Below are 17,524 nucleotides of genomic sequence, written 5' to 3' on the forward strand. Positions count from 1 at the left end.
TCAGGGCGTTTATTTTGCCAGCGTCAAACCGGCCAGACGCACGATGCCGTCCGGGTAAGGTTTAAAGCCCTGCACGCGCTTGTTCAGACCAAAAATGCGCGGTTCAAAGTAGAGGTAAGCGATCGGCATGTCGGTCTGAAGCTGCTTGACCACGTTGTTGTACAGCGGCTGGCGCGCGGCCTGATCGGTGCTCTGGCGCGCCTGGGTCAGCCATTCATCCACTTGTGCATTGCTGTAACGCCCGTCGTTAAGCGTGCCTTTGCTGTGAACAAAACCGTAGATGCTGCCATCCGGATCTGGACGTCCCGACCAGCCGGAGAAGCTCAGCTGATAATCACCGCTCTGCTGACGGTCAAGCAGCGTGGCGAACTCGGTCATTTGCAGATTGAGGGTAAAGCCCGCCTCCGCCACCATCGCCTGTAAAACCTGGCCGACCTGCTGGGAAATCGGGTTATTTGGCACCAGCAGATTGACGGTCAGCGGCGTGGTAACGCCTGCGGCTTTCAGTAATGCTTTGGCTTTTTCGACGTCGCGCGGTGGTACCGGCAGGTTGACGTGATACGGGCTTACCGGCGAGAACGCCTGGTTGGACGGGGTGTAAAGACCTTCAAAGACCACCTGATTTAACGCATCGCGGTCAATGGCCTGAGAGAAGGCTTCGCGCACGCGCGCATCCTTGAACGGATCGTTGGCCGGCACCTTGCCATTGTTAATGTTGAAGGTAATGCCCTGATAACCCAGACCGGTCACCTTCGCCAGCGCCAGCTTGCTGTCGGCCTCAACGGTTTTAACGTCGCTTGCGGCAATCCCTTCGGTCAGGTCAAGATCGCCCGCGCGCAGGTTGGCCAGGCGCACGGAGGCATCCGGGATCGGCAGATAGATGATTTTGTCGAAGTGGTAGGCGTCTTTATTCCAGTAGTTGTCGAAACGCGTCAGAACAATACGATCCTGGGACACGCGGCTGTCGAATTTATACGGCCCCGAGCAGACGGGATGTGCGGCAAAATCCGGTTTTTTCGCCGCGTCTGGCGCCATCATCGCTCCGGCGCGATCGGTCAGTTGCATCAGCAAAGCGGCATCAGGGGTTTTCAGGTGCAGGGCAATCTGCAGTGGACCCGTCACCTCTACCGACTCCACGGAGGAGAGTTCACTTTTACGCAGCGAGCCTTTTAACGTCAGGGCGCGGTCGAGGTTGTATTTAGCGGCTGCCGCGTCGAATTTTTCCCCGTCGTGGAAAGTGACCCCTTCACGCAGGTTCAGGGTCAAGGTTTTACCGTCATCGCTCCAGGCCCAGTCTTTCGCCAGCCCCGGTACCACTTTCAGATGCTCATCGACGTCCACCAGCCTGTCGCACAGGGAAGCAAAAACAAAACGACCGTAATAGGTGCGCGCCAGATGCGGATCGAGCATGTCCGGATCGGCACCCAGGCCAATTCGCAGCACGCTTTCAGACTGGGCGGGCAGCGCCGCGCCTAACAACATGACACTTCCCAGTACGGTCAAAAAAGAGTTACGCATTGTCATTATCATGAGTTCCTTGAAGAAAGGGAGGAGTGGGTGGCCGCGTGTTCAAACAGCGCGCGGCGGCGCAAAAATGCGGCGGATGGCGGTGCTATCTGGATAACGCTGCGATCGCGATTAATGTCCTGCCAGCGGTGACAGGCCACCTGACGCCCACCGTCCAGCACCTGATTAATCGGCTCAACCTGACGGCATTCATCGGTGACGTACGGGCAGCGGGTGTGGAACCGACAGCCGGACGGCGGGTTGGCCGGGTTCGGTAAATCCCCCTGCAGCAGCGGAGCGTCTCGCTCAACGCCCGGCTGCATTTGCGGCGCAGACGCCATTAACGCCTGGGTATAGGGGTGCAGCGGTGCGTCGAAGATTTCATCTACCGTGGCAAGTTCGACAATTTGCCCGAGATACATCACCGCCACGCGGTCGCTCATATGGCGAATGACCGCCAGACCGTGGGCGACAATCACCATCGTCAGGCCCAACTGATGCTTCAGGCTTTCCAGCAGATTCACCACCTGTGCCTGGACGGACACGTCCAGCGCCGAAACCGGCTCATCGCCCAGCAACAGTTTTGGACCGGACGCCAGGGCGCGCGCAATGCCGATACGCTGACGCTGTCCGCCGGAAAACTCATGCGGATAACGCCCGGCCCAGGCGGCGGGCAGCCCCACGGTGTTGAGCAACTCAGCCACGCGGTACTGGCGATCGTTTTTGTTCATCTTCTGGTGCAGCCACAGCGGCTCGCCGACGATTTGCTCGACGGTCATGCGCGGGTTCAGCGAGGCGAAGGGATCCTGAAAGATGATTTGCAGTTCCCGACGGAGCTGGTTCAGACGGGCACCGGATGCATCGGTGATCTCCTCTCCCTGATAAAACACGCGTCCTTCGCTGGCACCCAGTAACCGCAGAAGTAGGCGACCAAGGGTAGATTTACCGGAACCGGATTCGCCAACAATCGCCAGCGTTTCACCGGGCATCACCGCGAGGGAGACGCGATCGACCGCCGTAACGAACCGTGCCGGGGCGAACAGTTTTTTAGGACCGGGAAAGCGCTTGATCAGGTCACGCGCTTCCAGAATGGGTGTAGTCATGCAATTTCTCCCAGCGCAATGTGATGCTCCAGCGGTACGCGGAAACAGGCAACCTCATGGCCCGCGCCGAGTGCGCTGAGCGGCGGTTTTTCATCGTGGCAGCGCGTCTGCGCAAACGGGCAACGGGTGGCAAAACGGCAGCCTTTCGGCATGGCTCCCGGCAGAGGGACAGACCCCGGGATAGTGGAGAGCTGACCTTTACGTGCGCCAAGAGAGGGAATCGACCCCATCAGACCGATGGTGTACGGGTGCTGCGGGTCGGCAAAGATAGCCTCCACGCTCCCCTGCTCTACCACCTGCCCGGCATACATCACCGCGACCTGCTGAGCCACCTCGGCCACCACGCCCAGATCGTGGGTAATCATCAGCACCGCCGTGCCCGTTTCTTCTTTTAAGGTGTTGAGCAGCGTAAGGATTTGCGCCTGAATGGTGACGTCCAGCGCGGTGGTAGGTTCATCGGCAATCAGTAAACGGGGATGGTTAATCAGCGCCATGGCGATCATCACGCGCTGGCGCATCCCCCCAGAGAGCTGGTGGGGATAGGCTTTCAGACGCATCTCAGCGGCCGGAATCTGGACTTTTTCGAGGATGCGCAGCGCCACGTTCATCGCCTCTGCGCGTGAGACATTCTGATGGCGCATGACCGCCTCGCTGAGCTGGTCGCCCAGGGTAAAGGCCGGGTTCAGTGAGGTCATGGGTTCCTGGAAAATCATCGCCAGCTCGCTGCCGCGCAGGTCAGCATATTCCCGCGGTGAGAGCTTACGCAGATCGTGGCGGCGGAAGTGCATCTCACCGCTGACGATTTGCGCGCTGGCGGGCAACAGACCCATCAACGCCAGCGAGGTGATGCTTTTTCCGCAGCCGGATTCCCCCACCAGCGCCAGCGTTTCACCCGCCTTCACACAGAGCGAGATGCCGTCCAGCACGCTAACCGGAGAGCCAGCAAACCTGACGTTGAGGTTTTCCAGCCGCAGTACGGGGGCGGCTTCCTTAAAAGGGATTGTCGTCATAGCGTGGCGTCGTCCTCATTGTGAATGGCCTGAATCAGCGCGGTTTGCAGGCTGAGCAGATGTTCGCGCATCGCGCCGGCAGCCTCGTTAGGCTGGCGGTGGATAATCGCTGACATGATTCTATGATGGTGGTCGTTGTAGCTATCGACACGTTCAGGGGTGCGGGCAAGCTCACGCAGATGCTGCCAGCCGGGTTCGCGCCGGACGGCATCAATCGCATCGAACAGGCCGAGCATCAGGCGGTTGCCGGCAGCCTCTGCAATCGCACGGTGAAATGCGCTGTCCCACAGCTCATTCAGATCGCGGTCATCCGGGCTGACCTTATCGATGCGCTCCAGCATGCGCTGCATCAGCGCGAGGTTTTCCCTGGTGGCACGCAGTGCCGCAAGACGGGCTAAGCCGGGTTCGAGCTGCAGACGAGCTTCCATGACTTCCAGTAGGTTGGTTTGCTGAACCAATCCCTGAAGGGCCAGGGGTTCAACGGGGGCAGCCGGACCGATAAAGGTGCCTTTCCCCTGTTTACGCCAGATCCGCCCTTCTTCTTCCAGCACGTCCAGCGCACGACGGACTTCACGCCGTCCTACGCCGAGAGTGTCCGACAGCTCACGTTCGGTGGGCAGCGGAATGCCTGGTGTTGACTCATGCTGGTGGATTAGCCCGCGCAACTGCTCAAGCGCGGTGCTGGAATTTGCCAGAAACCGTGACGCTTTTTCCATATTGGTTCGCTCGCTGTCATCATTGCTCTGTTTTTATTAACGATAAGTTATTGATATGACGTGCTACTTATCGTGCTAAGGATTAAGCAATTAGCGAACCAATAGCGCATTGGTTCAGGAAGTTTTTGGAGAACAAAAGGTAACCGAATGATTTCTTATGAATTATTTTTACATAATTATTACATTCGGATGTATGACTTACGAACGGATGAGTGGATATCGCACAATAAAAGTGCAATTAATGCACTAAAATCGTGCAATTGTTAATAAATTGCACTGCATATATTAACTTTTTGTTAACCAAACCAGGAGGGGGGAGTAAGACGTAAATAGCGGGAGGGGAGATAAAAAAGACGAAGGCCTGAATCATTTCTGATTCAGGCCTTCTGAATAGTGGCGGAACGGACGGGACTCGAACCCGCGACCCCCTGCGTGACAGGCAGGTATTCTAACCGACTGAACTACCGCTCCACTGTTCCCGTTGGGGAACGAGGCGCATATTACGGTTTGCCTCTGAACTCGTCAACGCTTTTTCTCACGTTTTGAATCGTTTGCTGCAAAAATCACCCGGACGGCGATTTTACGCGCATTTATCGGTGATTAACCCCGCCACATACAGCTTCCGCCCTTCTTCTGGACCAGGTCCAGGCGGGATTCATGGTTAAGCAGCTCTTCATCGCTGGCGTGGACAACCCGCAACCGGCTGGCCTGGCGAACAAGGCGCTGAATTCCCGCCTCGCCCTGCGACTGCTGGGATTCGTTTTCCATACTGAATTTCATCGACGTCTGCCCGCCGGTCATGGTCAGATAAACGTCGGCCAGGATCTGGGCATCGAGCAGTGCGCCGTGCAGCGTTCGCTTGGTGTTGTCTATCTCGTAGCGTGAGCAGAGCGCATCGAGGCTGTTACGCTTGCCCGGAAACATTCTCCTTGCCAGCGCCAGGCTGTCGGTGACTTTACAGAACGTGTTGGTTTTCGGTATATCGCGGTTCAGCTTGCTGAATTCATAATCCATAAAGCCGATATCAAACGACGCGTTATGGATGACCAGCTCAGCGCCTTTGATGTATTCCAGGAACTCGTCCGCCACGTCCGCAAAGGTTGGCTTATCCAGCAAGAACTCATCGGCAATGCCGTGAACGCCAAACGCTTCGGGATCGACCAGCCTGTCGGGCTTAAGATAGACGTGGAAGTTGTTCCCCGTGAGGCGACGGTTTACCACCTCAACGGCACCGATCTCGATGATTTTGTGCCCTTCGTAGTGGGCACCAATCTGGTTCATACCGGTGGTTTCGGTATCGAGGACAATCTGGCGAGTAATTGCAGTGCTCATAGCGGTCATTTATGTCAGACTTATCGTTTAACTGAACGTTTCAAATACAGGAAGTCTACCAGAGATGCGTAAACAGGTAGAAATTTTCACCGATGGATCGTGTCTGGGCAACCCAGGGCCAGGTGGCTATGGCGCCATTATGCGCTATCGCGAACATGAAAAAACTTTTAGCGAAGGCTATTTTCTGACAACCAACAACCGCATGGAGTTGATGGCTGCCATCGTGGCGCTGGAAGCGCTGAAGGAGCATTGCGACGTGACGCTGAGCACCGACAGCCAGTATGTGCGTCAGGGCATTACCCAGTGGATCCATAACTGGAAAAAACGCGGCTGGAAAACCGCAGAGAAGAAACCGGTCAAAAACGTGGATCTCTGGAAGCGTCTTGATGCCGCCCTGGGGCAGCACGTCATTAAGTGGGAGTGGGTCAAAGGGCATGCCGGGCATCCCGAAAACGAACGCTGCGACGAGCTCGCCCGCGCGGCCGCAACCAACCCCGCGCATGAGGATGTTGGCTATCAGGCCGAAGCCTGATCAGGGCTTTTTGTATTGCCGTGTTGCGCCGACGGTCTGGCGGATCCGGGCTTTTGATTTGTTCTGCTTCATCGGGTTAAGCGTAAGAGGGATGGTCCGCTTACGCGCCACGATAAACTGCATACAGCCTAACGCTGGCAGATGGGTGCTTAACACCACGCCCCCTTTGCGCGTCCAGGGCAGTACCTGAAAACCGCCATAGCAGAGCACTTCAAAATTCAGCAGTGAAAGCCAGTCCAGCTGGCGCGTCATTGTGAACATGCGGCTATTATACGGCGGCGTGCGGCGCAGTACGGGAACCAGCTTACGCAGCCCCATCAGGCTAAGCGGGTTAAAGCCACTGATGACCAGCCAGCCGTCATCGATCAGCACGCGATCCGCCTCACGCAGCAGACGATGCGGGTCACTGCACCAGGGCAACGTGTGTGCCAGCATACAGGCATCAACGGACTTTTCAGCAAACGGCAGGTGCAGCGGGTCTGCCTTCACCTGCACGGGAGAGCCGTTAAGAGAAACATTCACCTGATGAGAGATAGCGCAACTTTCGGTATTGATTTCAGCACTGAGATTGCCAATCTTAAGCAGGTGAAAACCGTACATTTTCGCGAGCCAGGGCTTAAGCTGGCGTTCTAACGCCTCGCGATAATAGTCACCCCAGGGCAATTCCGCCCAACGTTCAGGTGCTGCGACAGTTCGAGGTATCCTTGCCTGTTTCATCAACACATCCGCCACGCCGTAAGAGGTAATGTATGAATCTTATCAGTATTCCCGCCTTTCAGGACAATTACATCTGGGTAATCGTTGACGACGCTCGTCGGTGCATCATTGTCGATCCGGGCGAGGCTACGCCGATTTTGCAGGCCATCAACGACAATAACTGGCAGCCAGAAGCCATACTCCTTACCCATCACCATAACGACCATGTGGGCGGCGTACCGGCTCTGTTGGCGCAGTTCCCACACCTGGCGGTGTACGGCCCGGCGGAGACGCGCGATAAAGGCGTCACGCAGGTAGTCGATGAGGGCGAAAAGGTGATCATACTCGGGTTGGCGTTTTCCGTATTTGCTACGCCAGGTCACACTTCAGGACATATTTGTTTCTACAGCGCGCCTTATCTGTTTTGCGGGGATACGCTGTTTTCCGGCGGCTGTGGAAGGTTGTTCGAAGGAACGCCAGCGCAGATGTACCAGTCCTTACAGAAGATTAACGCCCTCCCGGACGACACCGTAATATGTTGCGCACATGAGTATACATTAGGAAATATGAAGTTTGCGGCCAGCATTCTACCGTACGATCGTGCTATTCAGGATTATTACCAGAAAGTGAAGGAGTTACGTGCAAAAAACCAAAAAACACTACCCGTAATTCTGAAAAAAGAGCGAGAAATAAATTTATTTTTACGCACAAATGATGTTGATTTAATTAATGAAATTTCTCAAGAAACAAATTTGCAACACCCAGAAGCGCGATTTGCATGGTTAAGGTCAAAGAAAGATAACTTCAGATAAATGCGGGTTGCCTTTTCAAAATTTCACCGTTATCATCGCTCGTCTTTTAAGCAACTATTGACACACACATGAAGGCAAAAGCGATATTACTCGCCTCTGTCCTGCTTGTCGGTTGCCAGTCGCAGACTGGCAATAACGTACAACAGCACGCACAGAGCCTTTCTGCAGCTGGTCAAGGGGAAGCAGGGAAGTTTACAAGTTCGGCGCGTTGGATGGACGATGGGACATCATTTGCGCAGGAACAGAACTTGTGGGCCTCTATTGGCGACGAGCTAAAGATGGGAATTCCGGAAAACAGCCGGATTCGCGAACAGAAACAGAAGTATTTGAGAAATAAGAGCTATCTCCACGATGTAACGTTACGGGCAGAGCCGTATATGTACTGGATAGCCGGGCAGGTTAAGAAACGTAACATGCCTATGGAGCTGGTACTCCTACCCATAGTGGAGAGCGCTTTTGACCCACACGCAACGTCTGGCGCCAATGCCGCAGGTATTTGGCAGATCATTCCGAGCACCGGGCGCAATTATGGTTTGAAACAGACCCGCAACTACGATGCGCGTCGCGATGTTGTCGCTTCAACGACAGCCGCTCTCGACATGATGCAACGTCTGAATAAGATGTTTGACGGCGACTGGTTATTAACGGTCGCAGCGTATAATAGCGGCGAAGGTCGTGTACTTAAGGCGATGAAATCGAACAGAGCGCGTGGTAAATCCACTGACTTCTGGTCGCTTTCACTGCCTCAGGAAACGAAGATTTACGTACCGAAAATGCTGGCTCTGAGCGATATTCTCAAGAACAGCAAGCGTTACGGTGTATCACTGCCAACACCAGACGAAAGTCGTGCACTGGCGCGTGTTCGTCTCAGCAGCCCGGTTGATATTCAACAGGTTGCTGATATGACGGGTATGTCGGTAAGTAAATTGAAAACCTTTAATGCAGGCGTTAAAGGCTCAACGCTGGGGGCAAGTGGCCCGCAGTATGTGATGGTTCCGCAGAAGCATGCTGAACAACTTCGCGAGTCTTTAGCTTCGGGTGAGATTGCAGCCGTTCAGTCAACGCTGATTGCGGATACCTCGCCGGTAAGCAGTCGTAGTTATAAGGTTCGTTCAGGCGATACGCTTTCAGGCATTGCATCACGTCTTGGCGTGAACACGAAAGATCTGCAGCAGTGGAATAACCTGCGCAGTTCAGGCCTGAAAGTGGGTCAGACTCTGACGGTTGGTGCGGGTAGCAGCGCACAGCGTCTTGCCAGAAACAGCGATAGCATTACCTATCGCGTGCGTAAGGGTGATTCGCTGTCCAGTATCGCAAAACGTCACGGCGTGAACATCAAAGATGTGATGCGCTGGAATAATGATACTGACAATCTGCAGCCAGGTGACCAGCTGACGTTGTTTGTGAAAAACAGCGCCACACCAGACTCCTGATTACACGACGAAACGTAAGAAAGGCACCGATTCCCCCGGTGCCTTTTTTGTTTTATCCCGCTTTTTGCGCTTCAGCCATAATGGTGTCGCTGGTAAACGAGCCATCTTCCTGCAGTTCAAAGTACCTCTTCACATCCGCAGACGCACTCTCCTGATATAAACGAATAGCCTGGCTTAACGCGTCCGGCGTGCGCATGCGTGCGATCCAGGAGCTGAACTCCAGCGGTAACCGATCGGTTATCAACGAGCGTGAAATTAAGCCGGCGTCGGTGATTAACGATAACCACTCGCCGCTGGAGTAGTTCTGTACATGCGACGTATCGCGCAGCGCCTCGACCGTTTGCAGCCAGATATTGCGCACAGGATGGCCTGGCGACATCACATCCATGATGATGAAAACGCCGCCGGGTTTCAGGACGCGCTTGACTTCCCGTAATGCCTGGCCGACATCATGCCAGTGGTGAGCCGAGTAACGGCTGATGACAACATCAAAGGTTTCATCCTCGAAGGGTAAGGATTCGGCATACCCCTGGCGCGTAGCAACGTTGTTCAGCCCTTTCGCCCTTGCGGCTTCCGCGACCACCTCCAGCATCTGGCTGGATAAATCGTACGCCACCACCTGTGCCACCTTCTGCGCGGCGGTAAAGCTGGCGTGCCCTGCTCCACAGCCTAAATCAAGCACGTGAGCCTGTGGGAAAGCAGCCAGACGTTCCCCCAGCCGGACCAAATCCCGCCCGGAAGCGTGTACGGCGCTACTCAGATAAGCGCTCGCCTGTGAACCAAACTGTTTTTCTACGTTGTCATGATGGGATTGCGTTGTTGTCATCTTACTGTCCTTTGGTTGGTTACAAAATAAAGGGCAGCACCCGTACAGGCCTGCCCTATGGCAGACCTGACACACCATTATTTATCAGGTTTGCCGGGACTGAATTCAACGAGTAGAGGATTATGATCGGAGGCGCGCGTCACCAGAACAGAGGCGTCATGCACGCTTAAACCACGATAGAAGACAAAATCGAGTGGACGACCAAACGCTTTTTTGCGCTGGTCATCGCTGAAACGAACTTCCCGGAGCGACATTTCACGCGCGAAGCGGTACAGCGCGTTCATGCGCGGGCGACTCCAGGCGTTGAAATCACCGGCCATGATGATCGGCCCACTGTGGTGAGCAATCTGATCGCCGATTGGAAGTAACTGCTTACTATAGACATCCACGCCCAGGCTGAAGTTGACTGCATGGATATTTACCACCATCAGCAAGCGGGTGTCCGGCAGCGGATAGACCGTTACCAGCGCTGATTTTGCCAGGCGCAGGATGGGCTCGCGTTCACGTAACGGGCAGCAGTACACCGGATGCGCGGCCGACAGAGTCATGACGCCCGAGGGATGTTGCGGCAGGACAAACGCAGGCACCTGATCGGCGGCGAGATAGTTAGTGGTAGCAAACCTCACCAGCTCAGGCGTGGTTTGCGCCTCCTGCAGCAGAACCAGATGCGCGTCCTTTCCAAAATTTTTGAGCACGGATAACCACTCCGCACGCTGCTGCTTAAAAATATTCCACACCAGTACCCGGATTTTTTCATCGCTGCTTAACGGGGTGCCAGCGGGTAATGCCTGGCTAAGGCTCGCAAACGACCCCGGAGGTAAGATTCTCTCCGCGGGCATTCCGGCAACATAACGCATGGCATAGGTATTTTTTCGCACTTTTGGAAACGACCTCTGTAACGTGAACCAGCCCGGAAAACGGACTGGTTCTACTGTTATAGGGACTTTAGGTTACACTTTCAACGCAATTTCTGAGAAACCGCTTTCCAGTTTTGTAAGCAAGCACTTACACAGGTTCACCCCATCACCACGCGCGCGGGTTTATCCAGGCGTCCGCTCAGGCCAATCAGCAGGAATGCCACGAGTACAATTGCCGCACCAATCCACGGCGTTTGCGCCAGGCCAAAATGCTCCACGGTCTGCCCGCCAATAATCGAGCCGAGCGCGATACCGATATTAAACGCCGCAATGTTCAGGCCGGATGCCACGTCCACCGCGTTAGGGGTATGAAGCTCAGCCTTCTGAACCACGTATACCTGCAAGCCCGGCACATTACCGAAAGCAAAGATCCCCATCACCAGAACCGTGACCAGCGCGGCGTACTGCATCGATGCGGTGAACTGGAAAACCAGCAGCAGAACGACCAGCGCAGCAAAGATGAACTTCAGTGCCGGGACCGCGCCGTGCTTATCGGCCAGTTTGCCACCCCAGATATTGCCAATCGCCACGGAGATACCGTACCCCAGAAGGATCCAGCTCACTGCACCCGGTGTAAAGCCCGCGAGATCCTGCATCATTGGCGCAAGGAAGGTGAAAGCGGTGAAGACGCCGCCATAACCCAGAGCCGTTACCGCATAGATGAGCAGTAATCGTGGGTGAGTGAGCACCTTGAGCTGCTCGCTCAGGCTGGCGCTGGCACGACCGGGGATCGTCGACGGGACTAATAACAGGCTAGCCACCAGGGCAATAACGCCCAGCAGGGATACCGCAAGGAACGTTTCGCGCCAGCCGAAATGCTGGCCGATAAAGGTCCCTAACGGCACGCCGGTTACCAGCGCGACGGTCAGACCGCCAAACATAATCGCAATGGCCGATGCGGCTTTCTCTTTCGGGACCAGGCTGGTTGCGATGGTCGAGCCGATGGAGAAAAACACCCCATGCGCAAGGCCGGTCAGCAGGCGGGCTATCACCAGCGTGGTGTAATCGGGTGCCTGCCAGGCCAGGATATTCCCGGCAGTGAACAGCACCATCAGGGCCATAAGCAGCTGCTTACGTGGAAACCGTCCGGTGAGTGCCGTCAGCACGGGTGCACCGATGGCAACACCGAGAGCGTATATAGAAACCAGCAGCCCGGCTGAGGGTAGCGAAATAGACAGTTGGTCAGCAATCGTTGGAACCAGTCCAACAATCACGAATTCGGTCGTGCCAATTGCAAAAGCACTGATCGTCAGGGCAAGTAGCGCCAGTGGCATAAAATACTCCGTCTCTTCAGGATTAAGATGACACGAAGTATGCGCCGGTGTTTAAATAACAAAAATGGTCAAAATATCAATTGAATTTTGCGGATGGTGCAACAATGAAAGCAACGTCGGAAGAGCTAACAATCTTTGTCGCCGTGGTAGAGAGCGGCAGCTTTAGCCGTGCTGCGGAACAACTGGGTCAGGCCAACTCGGCCATCAGCCGCTCGGTGAAGAAGTTAGAGATGAAGCTCGGGGTGAGCCTGCTCAACCGAACGACGCGGCAGCTCAGCCTGACGGAAGAAGGTGAACGCTACTTCCGTCGCGTCCAGTCTGTTTTGCAGGAGATGGCGGCGGCAGAGACGGAAATCATCGAATCACGTAATACGCCGCGCGGACTGTTGCGTATTGATGCCGCGACCCCTGTCGTCCTGCATTTCCTTATGCCGCTGATTAAACCCTTCCGCGAGCGTTATCCGGAGATGACGCTTTCACTGGTGTCGTCAGAGACGTTTATCAACCTGATTGAACGTAAGGTCGACGTGGCGATCCGGGCGGGAAACTTAACGGATTCGAGTCTGCGCGCCCGTCCCCTGTTTACCAGCTATCGTAAAATTATCGCTTCGCCACAGTATATCGCGCAGTTTGGCAAGCCTGAGACGGTCGAAGACTTAAAGCAGCATACCTGCCTGGGATTTACAGAACCTTTATCGCTCAATACCTGGCCTGTAGCCTGTCATGACGGGCAACTTTACGAAATCAGCTGCGGTTTATCGTCTAATAGCGGTGAGACGCTGAAACAGCTTTGTCTGGAGGGAAACGGCATCGCCTGTTTGTCTGACTATATGATTGATAAGGAAATTGCGCGCGGCGAACTCGTAGAACTGATGGCAGATAAGCGTTTGCCCGTTGAGATGCCTTTTAGTGCGGTGTATTACAGCGACAGGGCGGTAAGTACGCGTATACGCGCCTTTATCGACTTCCTGAGTGAGCATGTAAAAACAGCTCCAGGAGGAGCTGTGTGAGGGTTTAAGGCATCGGGTGAGGGGTTAATCTCAGTCCCAGTCTGGGGCTAACCCTTCCGGGCTGACCAGGCGATCGTTGCAATCCAGGGCGGCGATCGCTTTTTTATCGTCCTCATCCAGCTTGAGATCCAACGCCAAAAGGTTGCTGGCCAGGTTTTCACGTTTGGTTGATGACGGGATCACGGCATAACCTTCGCCTGTCGCCCATGCCAGAATCACCTGCGCGGCAGTGGCGTTATGCTTCTGCGCGATACGTCCGATCGTTTCGTCTTTCAGCGCCTTACCGTAAGCCAGCGTCATGTAAGAGGTAATATGGATCCCGTGCTGTTTCGCCCATGCCACGACTTTACGGTTTTGCAGGTAGGGAGAGAGTTCAATCTGGTTGGTGGCGATGTTCGCGGCACCTACCGCCGCAATGGCTTTTTCCATCAGCGGGATCGTGAAGTTAGAAATACCGATCTCCCGGGTTAAGCCCTGCTCTTTCGCTTCCAGCAGTGCCTGCATGAACTCTTCTACAGAAACAGCATCGTTCGGTGACGGCCAGTGGATCAACGTCAGATCGACATACTCCGTACGCAGTTTTTTCAGACTCTCTTTGAGGCTTGGGAGCAGCTTATCTTTGCTGAGATTTTCGATCCAAATTTTAGTGGTGATGAAAAGTGCGTCACGCGGTACGCCGCTCTCTTCAATGGCCTGACCAACGGCTGCTTCATTTTCATAAATCTGTGCTGTATCAATGGTGCGATAGCCCAGTTCAAGTGCAGTTTTTACCGATGCGATAACAACGTCGTCTTTCAGGCGGAAAGTGCCGAGACCAAGTGCAGGGATAGTCATGTCATTCCTCATAAATCATTATGTTATTAGTGAGGAAGATTATCGCTGTTGCCGTTATGCAGAAAAAGATCGTGAAACGCAGAGGATTTTTGCTGTTTAAGCAATAATTATAACGCGGACAAGAAAAAAGCCCTGAGCAAATGCTCAGGGCTTTCAATAAGTGGCGGAACGGACGGGACTCGAACCCGCGACCCCCTGCGTGACAGGCAGGTATTCTAACCGACTGAACTACCGCTCCACCGAAGACTTCTGTAACCACCGGATTTATGCACCGGCTTACTACTTAATTTGATGCCTGGCAGTTCCCTACTCTCACATGGGGAGACCCCACACTACCATCGGCGCTACGGCGTTTCACTTCTGAGTTCGGCATGGGGTCAGGTGGGACCACCGCGCTAAAGCCGCCAGGCAAATTCTGTTCATCTGTATCAGAGCTGAAATTTGATTGTCTGTCTTCGCCGAAACAGCTTCGGCGTTGTAAGGTTAAGCCTCACGGTTCATTAGTATCGGTTAGCTCAACGCATCGCTGCGCTTACACACCCGACCTATCAACGTCGTCGTCTTCAACGTTCCTTCAGGAGACTTAAAGTCTCAGGGAGAACTCATCTCGGGGCAAGTTTCGTGCTTAGATGCTTTCAGCACTTATCTCTTCCGCATTTAGCTACCGGGCAGTGCCATTGGCATGACAACCCGAACACCAGTGATGCGTCCACTCCGGTCCTCTCGTACTAGGAGCAGCCCCCCTCAATTCTCCAGCGCCCACGGCAGATAGGGACCGAACTGTCTCACGACGTTCTAAACCCAGCTCGCGTACCACTTTAAATGGCGAACAGCCATACCCTTGGGACCTACTTCAGCCCCAGGATGTGATGAGCCGACATCGAGGTGCCAAACACCGCCGTCGATATGAACTCTTGGGCGGTATCAGCCTGTTATCCCCGGAGTACCTTTTATCCGTTGAGCGATGGCCCTTCCATTCAGAACCACCGGATCACTATGACCTGCTTTCGCACCTGCTCGAGCCGTCACTCTCGCAGTCAAGCTAGCTTATGCCATTGCACTAACCTCCTGATGTCCGACCAGGATTAGCTAACCTTCGTGCTCCTCCGTTACTCTTTGGGAGGAGACCGCCCCAGTCAAACTACCCACCAGACACTGTCCGCAACCCGGATTACGGGTCAACGTTAGAACACCAGCCATTAAAGGGTGGTATTTCAAGGACGGCTCCACGCAGACTGGCGTCCACGCTTCAAAGCCTCCCACCTATCCTACACATCAAGGACCAGTGTTCAGTGTCAAGCTATAGTAAAGGTTCACGGGGTCTTTCCGTCTTGCCGCGGGTACACTGCATCTTCACAGCGAGTTCAATTTCACTGAGTCTCGGGTGGAGACAGCCTGGCCATCATTACGCCATTCGTGCAGGTCGGAACTTACCCGACAAGGAATTTCGCTACCTTAGGACCGTTATAGTTACGGCCGCCGTTTACCGGGGCTTCGATCAAGAGCTTCGCGTTGCCGCTAACCCCATCAATTAACCTTCCGGCACCGGGCAGGCGTCACACCGTATACGTCCACTTTCGTGTTTGCACAGTGCTGTGTTTTTAATAAACAGTTGCAGCCAGCTGGTATCTTCGACTGATTTCAGCTCCACCCGCAGGGGCTTCACCTACATATCAGCGTGCCTTCTCCCGAAGTTACGGCACCATTTTGCCTAGTTCCTTCACCCGAGTTCTCTCAAGCGCCTTGGTATTCTCTACCTGACCACCTGTGTCGGTTTGGGGTACGATTTCGTGTTACCTGATGCTTAGAGGCTTTTCCTGGAAGCAGGGCATTTGTTACTTCAGCACCGTAGTGCCTCGTCATCACACCTCAGCGTTAAAAGGTACCGGATTTACCTGGAACCTCCGCCTACATGCTTAAACCGGGACAACCGTCGCCCGGCTAACATAGCCTTCTCCGTCCCCCCTTCGCAGTAACACCAAGTACAGGAATATTAACCTGTTTCCCATCGACTACGCCTTTCGGCCTCGCCTTAGGGGTCGACTCACCCTGCCCCGATTAACGTTGGACAGGAACCCTTGGTCTTCCGGCGAGCGGGCTTTTCACCCGCTTTATCGTTACTTATGTCAGCATTCGCACTTCTGATACCTCCAGCATGCCTCACAGCACACCTTCAACGGCTTACAGAACGCTCCCCTACCCAACAACACATAGTGTCGCTGCCGCAGCTTCGGTGCATGGTTTAGCCCCGTTACATCTTCCGCGCAGGCCGACTCGACCAGTGAGCTATTACGCTTTCTTTAAATGATGGCTGCTTCTAAGCCAACATCCTGGCTGTCTGTGCCTTCCCACATCGTTTCCCACTTAACCATGACTTTGGGACCTTAGCTGGCGGTCTGGGTTGTTTCCCTCTTCACGACGGACGTTAGCACCCGCCGTGTGTCTCCCGTGATAACATTCTTCGGTATTCGTAGTTTGCATCGGGTTGGTAAGCCGGGATGGCCCCCTAGCCGAAACAGTGCTCTACCCCCGAAGATGAGTTCACGAGGCGCTACCTAAATAGCTTTCGGGGAGAACCAGCTATCTCCCGGTTTGATTGGCCTTTCACCCCCAGCCACAGGTCATCCGCTAATTTTTCAACATTAGTCGGTTCGGTCCTCCAGTTAGTGTTACCCAACCTTCAACCTGCCCATGGCTAGATCACCGGGTTTCGGGTCTATACCCTGCAACTTAACGCCCAGTTAAGACTCGGTTTCCCTTCGGCTCCCCTATACGGTTAACCTTGCTACAGAATATAAGTCGCTGACCCATTATACAAAAGGTACGCAGTCACCCCATAAAGAGGCTCCCACTGCTTGTACGTACACGGTTTCAGGTTCTTTTTCACTCCCCTCGCCGGGGTTCTTTTCGCCTTTCCCTCACGGTACTGGTTCACTATCGGTCAGTCAGGAGTATTTAGCCTTGGAGGATGGTCCCCCCATATTCAGACAGGATACCACGTGTCCCGCCCTACTCTTCGAGTTCACAGCAAGTGTGCTTTCATGTACGGGACTATCACCCTGTACCGTCGGACTTTCCAGACCGTTCCACTAACACACAAGCTGATTCAGACTCCGGGCTGCTCCCCGTTCGCTCGCCGCTACTGGGGGAATCTCGGTTGATTTCTTTTCCTCGGGGTACTTAGATGTTTCAGTTCCCCCGGTTCGCCTCGTTAACCTATGTATTCAGTTAACGATAGTGCAACGGATTGCACTGGGTTTCCCCATTCGGACATCGACGGGTCAGGGGTTCATATCACCTCGCCGTCGCTTTTCGCAGATTAGCACGTCCTTCATCGCCTCTGACTGCCAGGGCATCCACCGTGTACGCTTAGTCGCTTAACCTCACAACCCGAAGATGTTTCTTTCGATTCACCCTCGACTTGCGAAAATTTGAGAGACTCGAACACACATAACATGTGTGTCGTTTCAATTTTCAGCTTGATCCAGATTTTTAAAGAGCAAAACTTCGCAGTGCACCTTTT

14 protein-coding genes, 2 tRNA genes and 2 rRNA genes are annotated in these 17,524 nt (G+C 54.3%); 4 read left to right on the forward strand and 14 right to left on the reverse strand.

What is annotated here, in order from left to right; genetic code table 11:
* Positions 1-9: 9 nt before the first annotated feature.
* From I6L58_RS08070 to dnaQ, 6 genes are all read right to left on the reverse strand, one after another.
* Positions 10-1,524, reverse strand: coding sequence for an ABC transporter substrate-binding protein (locus tag I6L58_RS08070; RefSeq protein ID WP_176399412.1), 1,515 nt, complete (start codon positions 1,522-1,524; stop codon positions 10-12).
* 2 nt (positions 1,525-1,526) lie between these two features.
* Entirely contained in the window at positions 1,527-2,609 is a 1,083-nt protein-coding gene (locus I6L58_RS08075; RefSeq protein WP_088207887.1) for an ABC transporter ATP-binding protein, read from the reverse strand.
* Complete coding sequence (locus I6L58_RS08080) at positions 2,606-3,619, reverse strand: ABC transporter ATP-binding protein (RefSeq protein WP_088207888.1); 1,014 nt, start codon at positions 3,617-3,619, stop codon at positions 2,606-2,608. The genes I6L58_RS08075 and I6L58_RS08080 overlap by 4 nt, the downstream gene beginning before the upstream one ends.
* Positions 3,616-4,335: a FadR/GntR family transcriptional regulator gene (locus I6L58_RS08085; protein ID WP_088207889.1), complete on the reverse strand. Its 720-nt coding sequence runs from the start codon at positions 4,333-4,335 to the stop codon at positions 3,616-3,618. Before I6L58_RS08085 ends, I6L58_RS08080 begins: the two co-directional genes overlap by 4 nt.
* 394 nt (positions 4,336-4,729) lie before the next feature.
* Positions 4,730-4,806 (reverse strand) — tRNA-Asp (locus I6L58_RS08090).
* A 129-nt stretch (positions 4,807-4,935) separates the two neighbouring features.
* A complete protein-coding gene (gene dnaQ, locus I6L58_RS08095; RefSeq protein ID WP_072208784.1) occupies positions 4,936-5,667 on the reverse strand; it encodes a DNA polymerase III subunit epsilon in 732 nt (243 codons plus the stop codon).
* A 64-nt stretch (positions 5,668-5,731) separates the two neighbouring features.
* Here dnaQ and rnhA point away from each other — a divergent pair, with 64 nt between their 5' ends.
* Positions 5,732-6,199: a ribonuclease HI gene (gene rnhA / locus I6L58_RS08100; protein WP_006176778.1), complete on the forward strand. Its 468-nt coding sequence runs from the start codon at positions 5,732-5,734 to the stop codon at positions 6,197-6,199.
* Here rnhA and I6L58_RS08105 read toward each other — a convergent pair whose 3' ends face one another.
* Positions 6,200-6,916 carry a class I SAM-dependent methyltransferase gene (locus I6L58_RS08105; protein WP_088207890.1) on the reverse strand — a complete coding sequence of 239 codons (717 nt, stop codon included), beginning with the start codon at positions 6,914-6,916 and terminating at the stop codon, positions 6,200-6,202.
* A gap of 32 nt (positions 6,917-6,948) precedes the next feature.
* Between I6L58_RS08105 and gloB the strand changes: the two genes are divergently transcribed.
* Entirely contained in the window at positions 6,949-7,707 is a 759-nt protein-coding gene (gene gloB, locus I6L58_RS08110) for a hydroxyacylglutathione hydrolase (RefSeq protein WP_088207891.1), read from the forward strand.
* 68 nt (positions 7,708-7,775) lie between these two features.
* Positions 7,776-9,140: a murein transglycosylase D gene (gene mltD / locus I6L58_RS08115; RefSeq protein ID WP_006176775.1), complete on the forward strand. Its 1,365-nt coding sequence runs from the start codon at positions 7,776-7,778 to the stop codon at positions 9,138-9,140.
* A gap of 52 nt (positions 9,141-9,192) precedes the next feature.
* Here mltD and I6L58_RS08120 read toward each other — a convergent pair whose 3' ends face one another.
* The 3 genes from I6L58_RS08120 to I6L58_RS08130 all read right to left on the reverse strand — a co-directional run bounded on the left by I6L58_RS08120 (position 9,193) and on the right by I6L58_RS08130 (position 12,157).
* Positions 9,193-9,966, reverse strand: a complete 774-nt coding sequence (locus I6L58_RS08120) for a class I SAM-dependent methyltransferase (protein ID WP_088207892.1) — start codon at positions 9,964-9,966, stop codon at positions 9,193-9,195.
* Between the two features lie 77 nt (positions 9,967-10,043).
* Positions 10,044-10,844, reverse strand: a complete 801-nt coding sequence (locus tag I6L58_RS08125; RefSeq protein ID WP_042320745.1) for an endonuclease/exonuclease/phosphatase family protein — start codon at positions 10,842-10,844, stop codon at positions 10,044-10,046.
* Between the two features lie 137 nt (positions 10,845-10,981).
* Positions 10,982-12,157 (reverse strand): MFS transporter, encoded by a 1,176-nt coding sequence (locus I6L58_RS08130; protein ID WP_088207893.1) that lies wholly within the window; start codon positions 12,155-12,157, stop codon positions 10,982-10,984.
* 104 nt (positions 12,158-12,261) lie between these two features.
* Here I6L58_RS08130 and yafC point away from each other — a divergent pair, with 104 nt between their 5' ends.
* Positions 12,262-13,167: a DNA-binding transcriptional regulator YafC gene (gene yafC / locus I6L58_RS08135; RefSeq protein WP_088207894.1), complete on the forward strand. Its 906-nt coding sequence runs from the start codon at positions 12,262-12,264 to the stop codon at positions 13,165-13,167.
* A gap of 30 nt (positions 13,168-13,197) precedes the next feature.
* Here yafC and dkgB read toward each other — a convergent pair whose 3' ends face one another.
* The 4 genes from dkgB to I6L58_RS08155 form a co-directional block, all read right to left on the reverse strand.
* On the reverse strand, positions 13,198-14,001 hold the full coding sequence (gene dkgB, locus I6L58_RS08140) for a 2,5-didehydrogluconate reductase DkgB (RefSeq protein ID WP_058609364.1): 804 nt from the start codon (positions 13,999-14,001) through the stop codon (positions 13,198-13,200).
* 161 nt (positions 14,002-14,162) lie between these two features.
* Positions 14,163-14,239: transfer RNA gene (locus I6L58_RS08145), tRNA-Asp, on the reverse strand.
* Between the two features lie 55 nt (positions 14,240-14,294).
* A 5S ribosomal RNA gene (gene rrf, locus I6L58_RS08150) occupies positions 14,295-14,410 on the reverse strand.
* A gap of 70 nt (positions 14,411-14,480) precedes the next feature.
* Positions 14,481-17,384: ribosomal RNA gene (locus I6L58_RS08155) — 23S ribosomal RNA — on the reverse strand.
* Positions 17,385-17,524 lie beyond the last annotated feature (140 nt).

The organism is Enterobacter cancerogenus (assembly GCF_019047785.1).
In the GTDB taxonomy this organism is placed as follows: Bacteria; Pseudomonadota; Gammaproteobacteria; order Enterobacterales; family Enterobacteriaceae; genus Enterobacter; species Enterobacter cancerogenus.

Coding starts and splice junctions, on each gene's coding strand:
- I6L58_RS08070 (WP_176399412.1), bottom strand. CDS start 1,524: ATGACAATGCGTAACTCTTTTTTGACCGTACTGGGAAGTGTCATGTTG.
- I6L58_RS08075 (WP_088207887.1), bottom strand. CDS start 2,609: ATGACTACACCCATTCTGGAAGCGCGTGACCTGATCAAGCGCTTTCCC.
- I6L58_RS08080 (WP_088207888.1), bottom strand. CDS start 3,619: ATGACGACAATCCCTTTTAAGGAAGCCGCCCCCGTACTGCGGCTGGAA.
- I6L58_RS08085 (WP_088207889.1), bottom strand. CDS start 4,335: ATGGAAAAAGCGTCACGGTTTCTGGCAAATTCCAGCACCGCGCTTGAG.
- dnaQ (WP_072208784.1), bottom strand. CDS start 5,667: ATGAGCACTGCAATTACTCGCCAGATTGTCCTCGATACCGAAACCACC.
- rnhA (WP_006176778.1), top strand. CDS start 5,732: ATGCGTAAACAGGTAGAAATTTTCACCGATGGATCGTGTCTGGGCAAC.
- I6L58_RS08105 (WP_088207890.1), bottom strand. CDS start 6,916: ATGAAACAGGCAAGGATACCTCGAACTGTCGCAGCACCTGAACGTTGG.
- gloB (WP_088207891.1), top strand. CDS start 6,949: ATGAATCTTATCAGTATTCCCGCCTTTCAGGACAATTACATCTGGGTA.
- mltD (WP_006176775.1), top strand. CDS start 7,776: ATGAAGGCAAAAGCGATATTACTCGCCTCTGTCCTGCTTGTCGGTTGC.
- I6L58_RS08120 (WP_088207892.1), bottom strand. CDS start 9,966: ATGACAACAACGCAATCCCATCATGACAACGTAGAAAAACAGTTTGGT.
- I6L58_RS08130 (WP_088207893.1), bottom strand. CDS start 12,157: ATGCCACTGGCGCTACTTGCCCTGACGATCAGTGCTTTTGCAATTGGC.
- yafC (WP_088207894.1), top strand. CDS start 12,262: ATGAAAGCAACGTCGGAAGAGCTAACAATCTTTGTCGCCGTGGTAGAG.
- dkgB (WP_058609364.1), bottom strand. CDS start 14,001: ATGACTATCCCTGCACTTGGTCTCGGCACTTTCCGCCTGAAAGACGAC.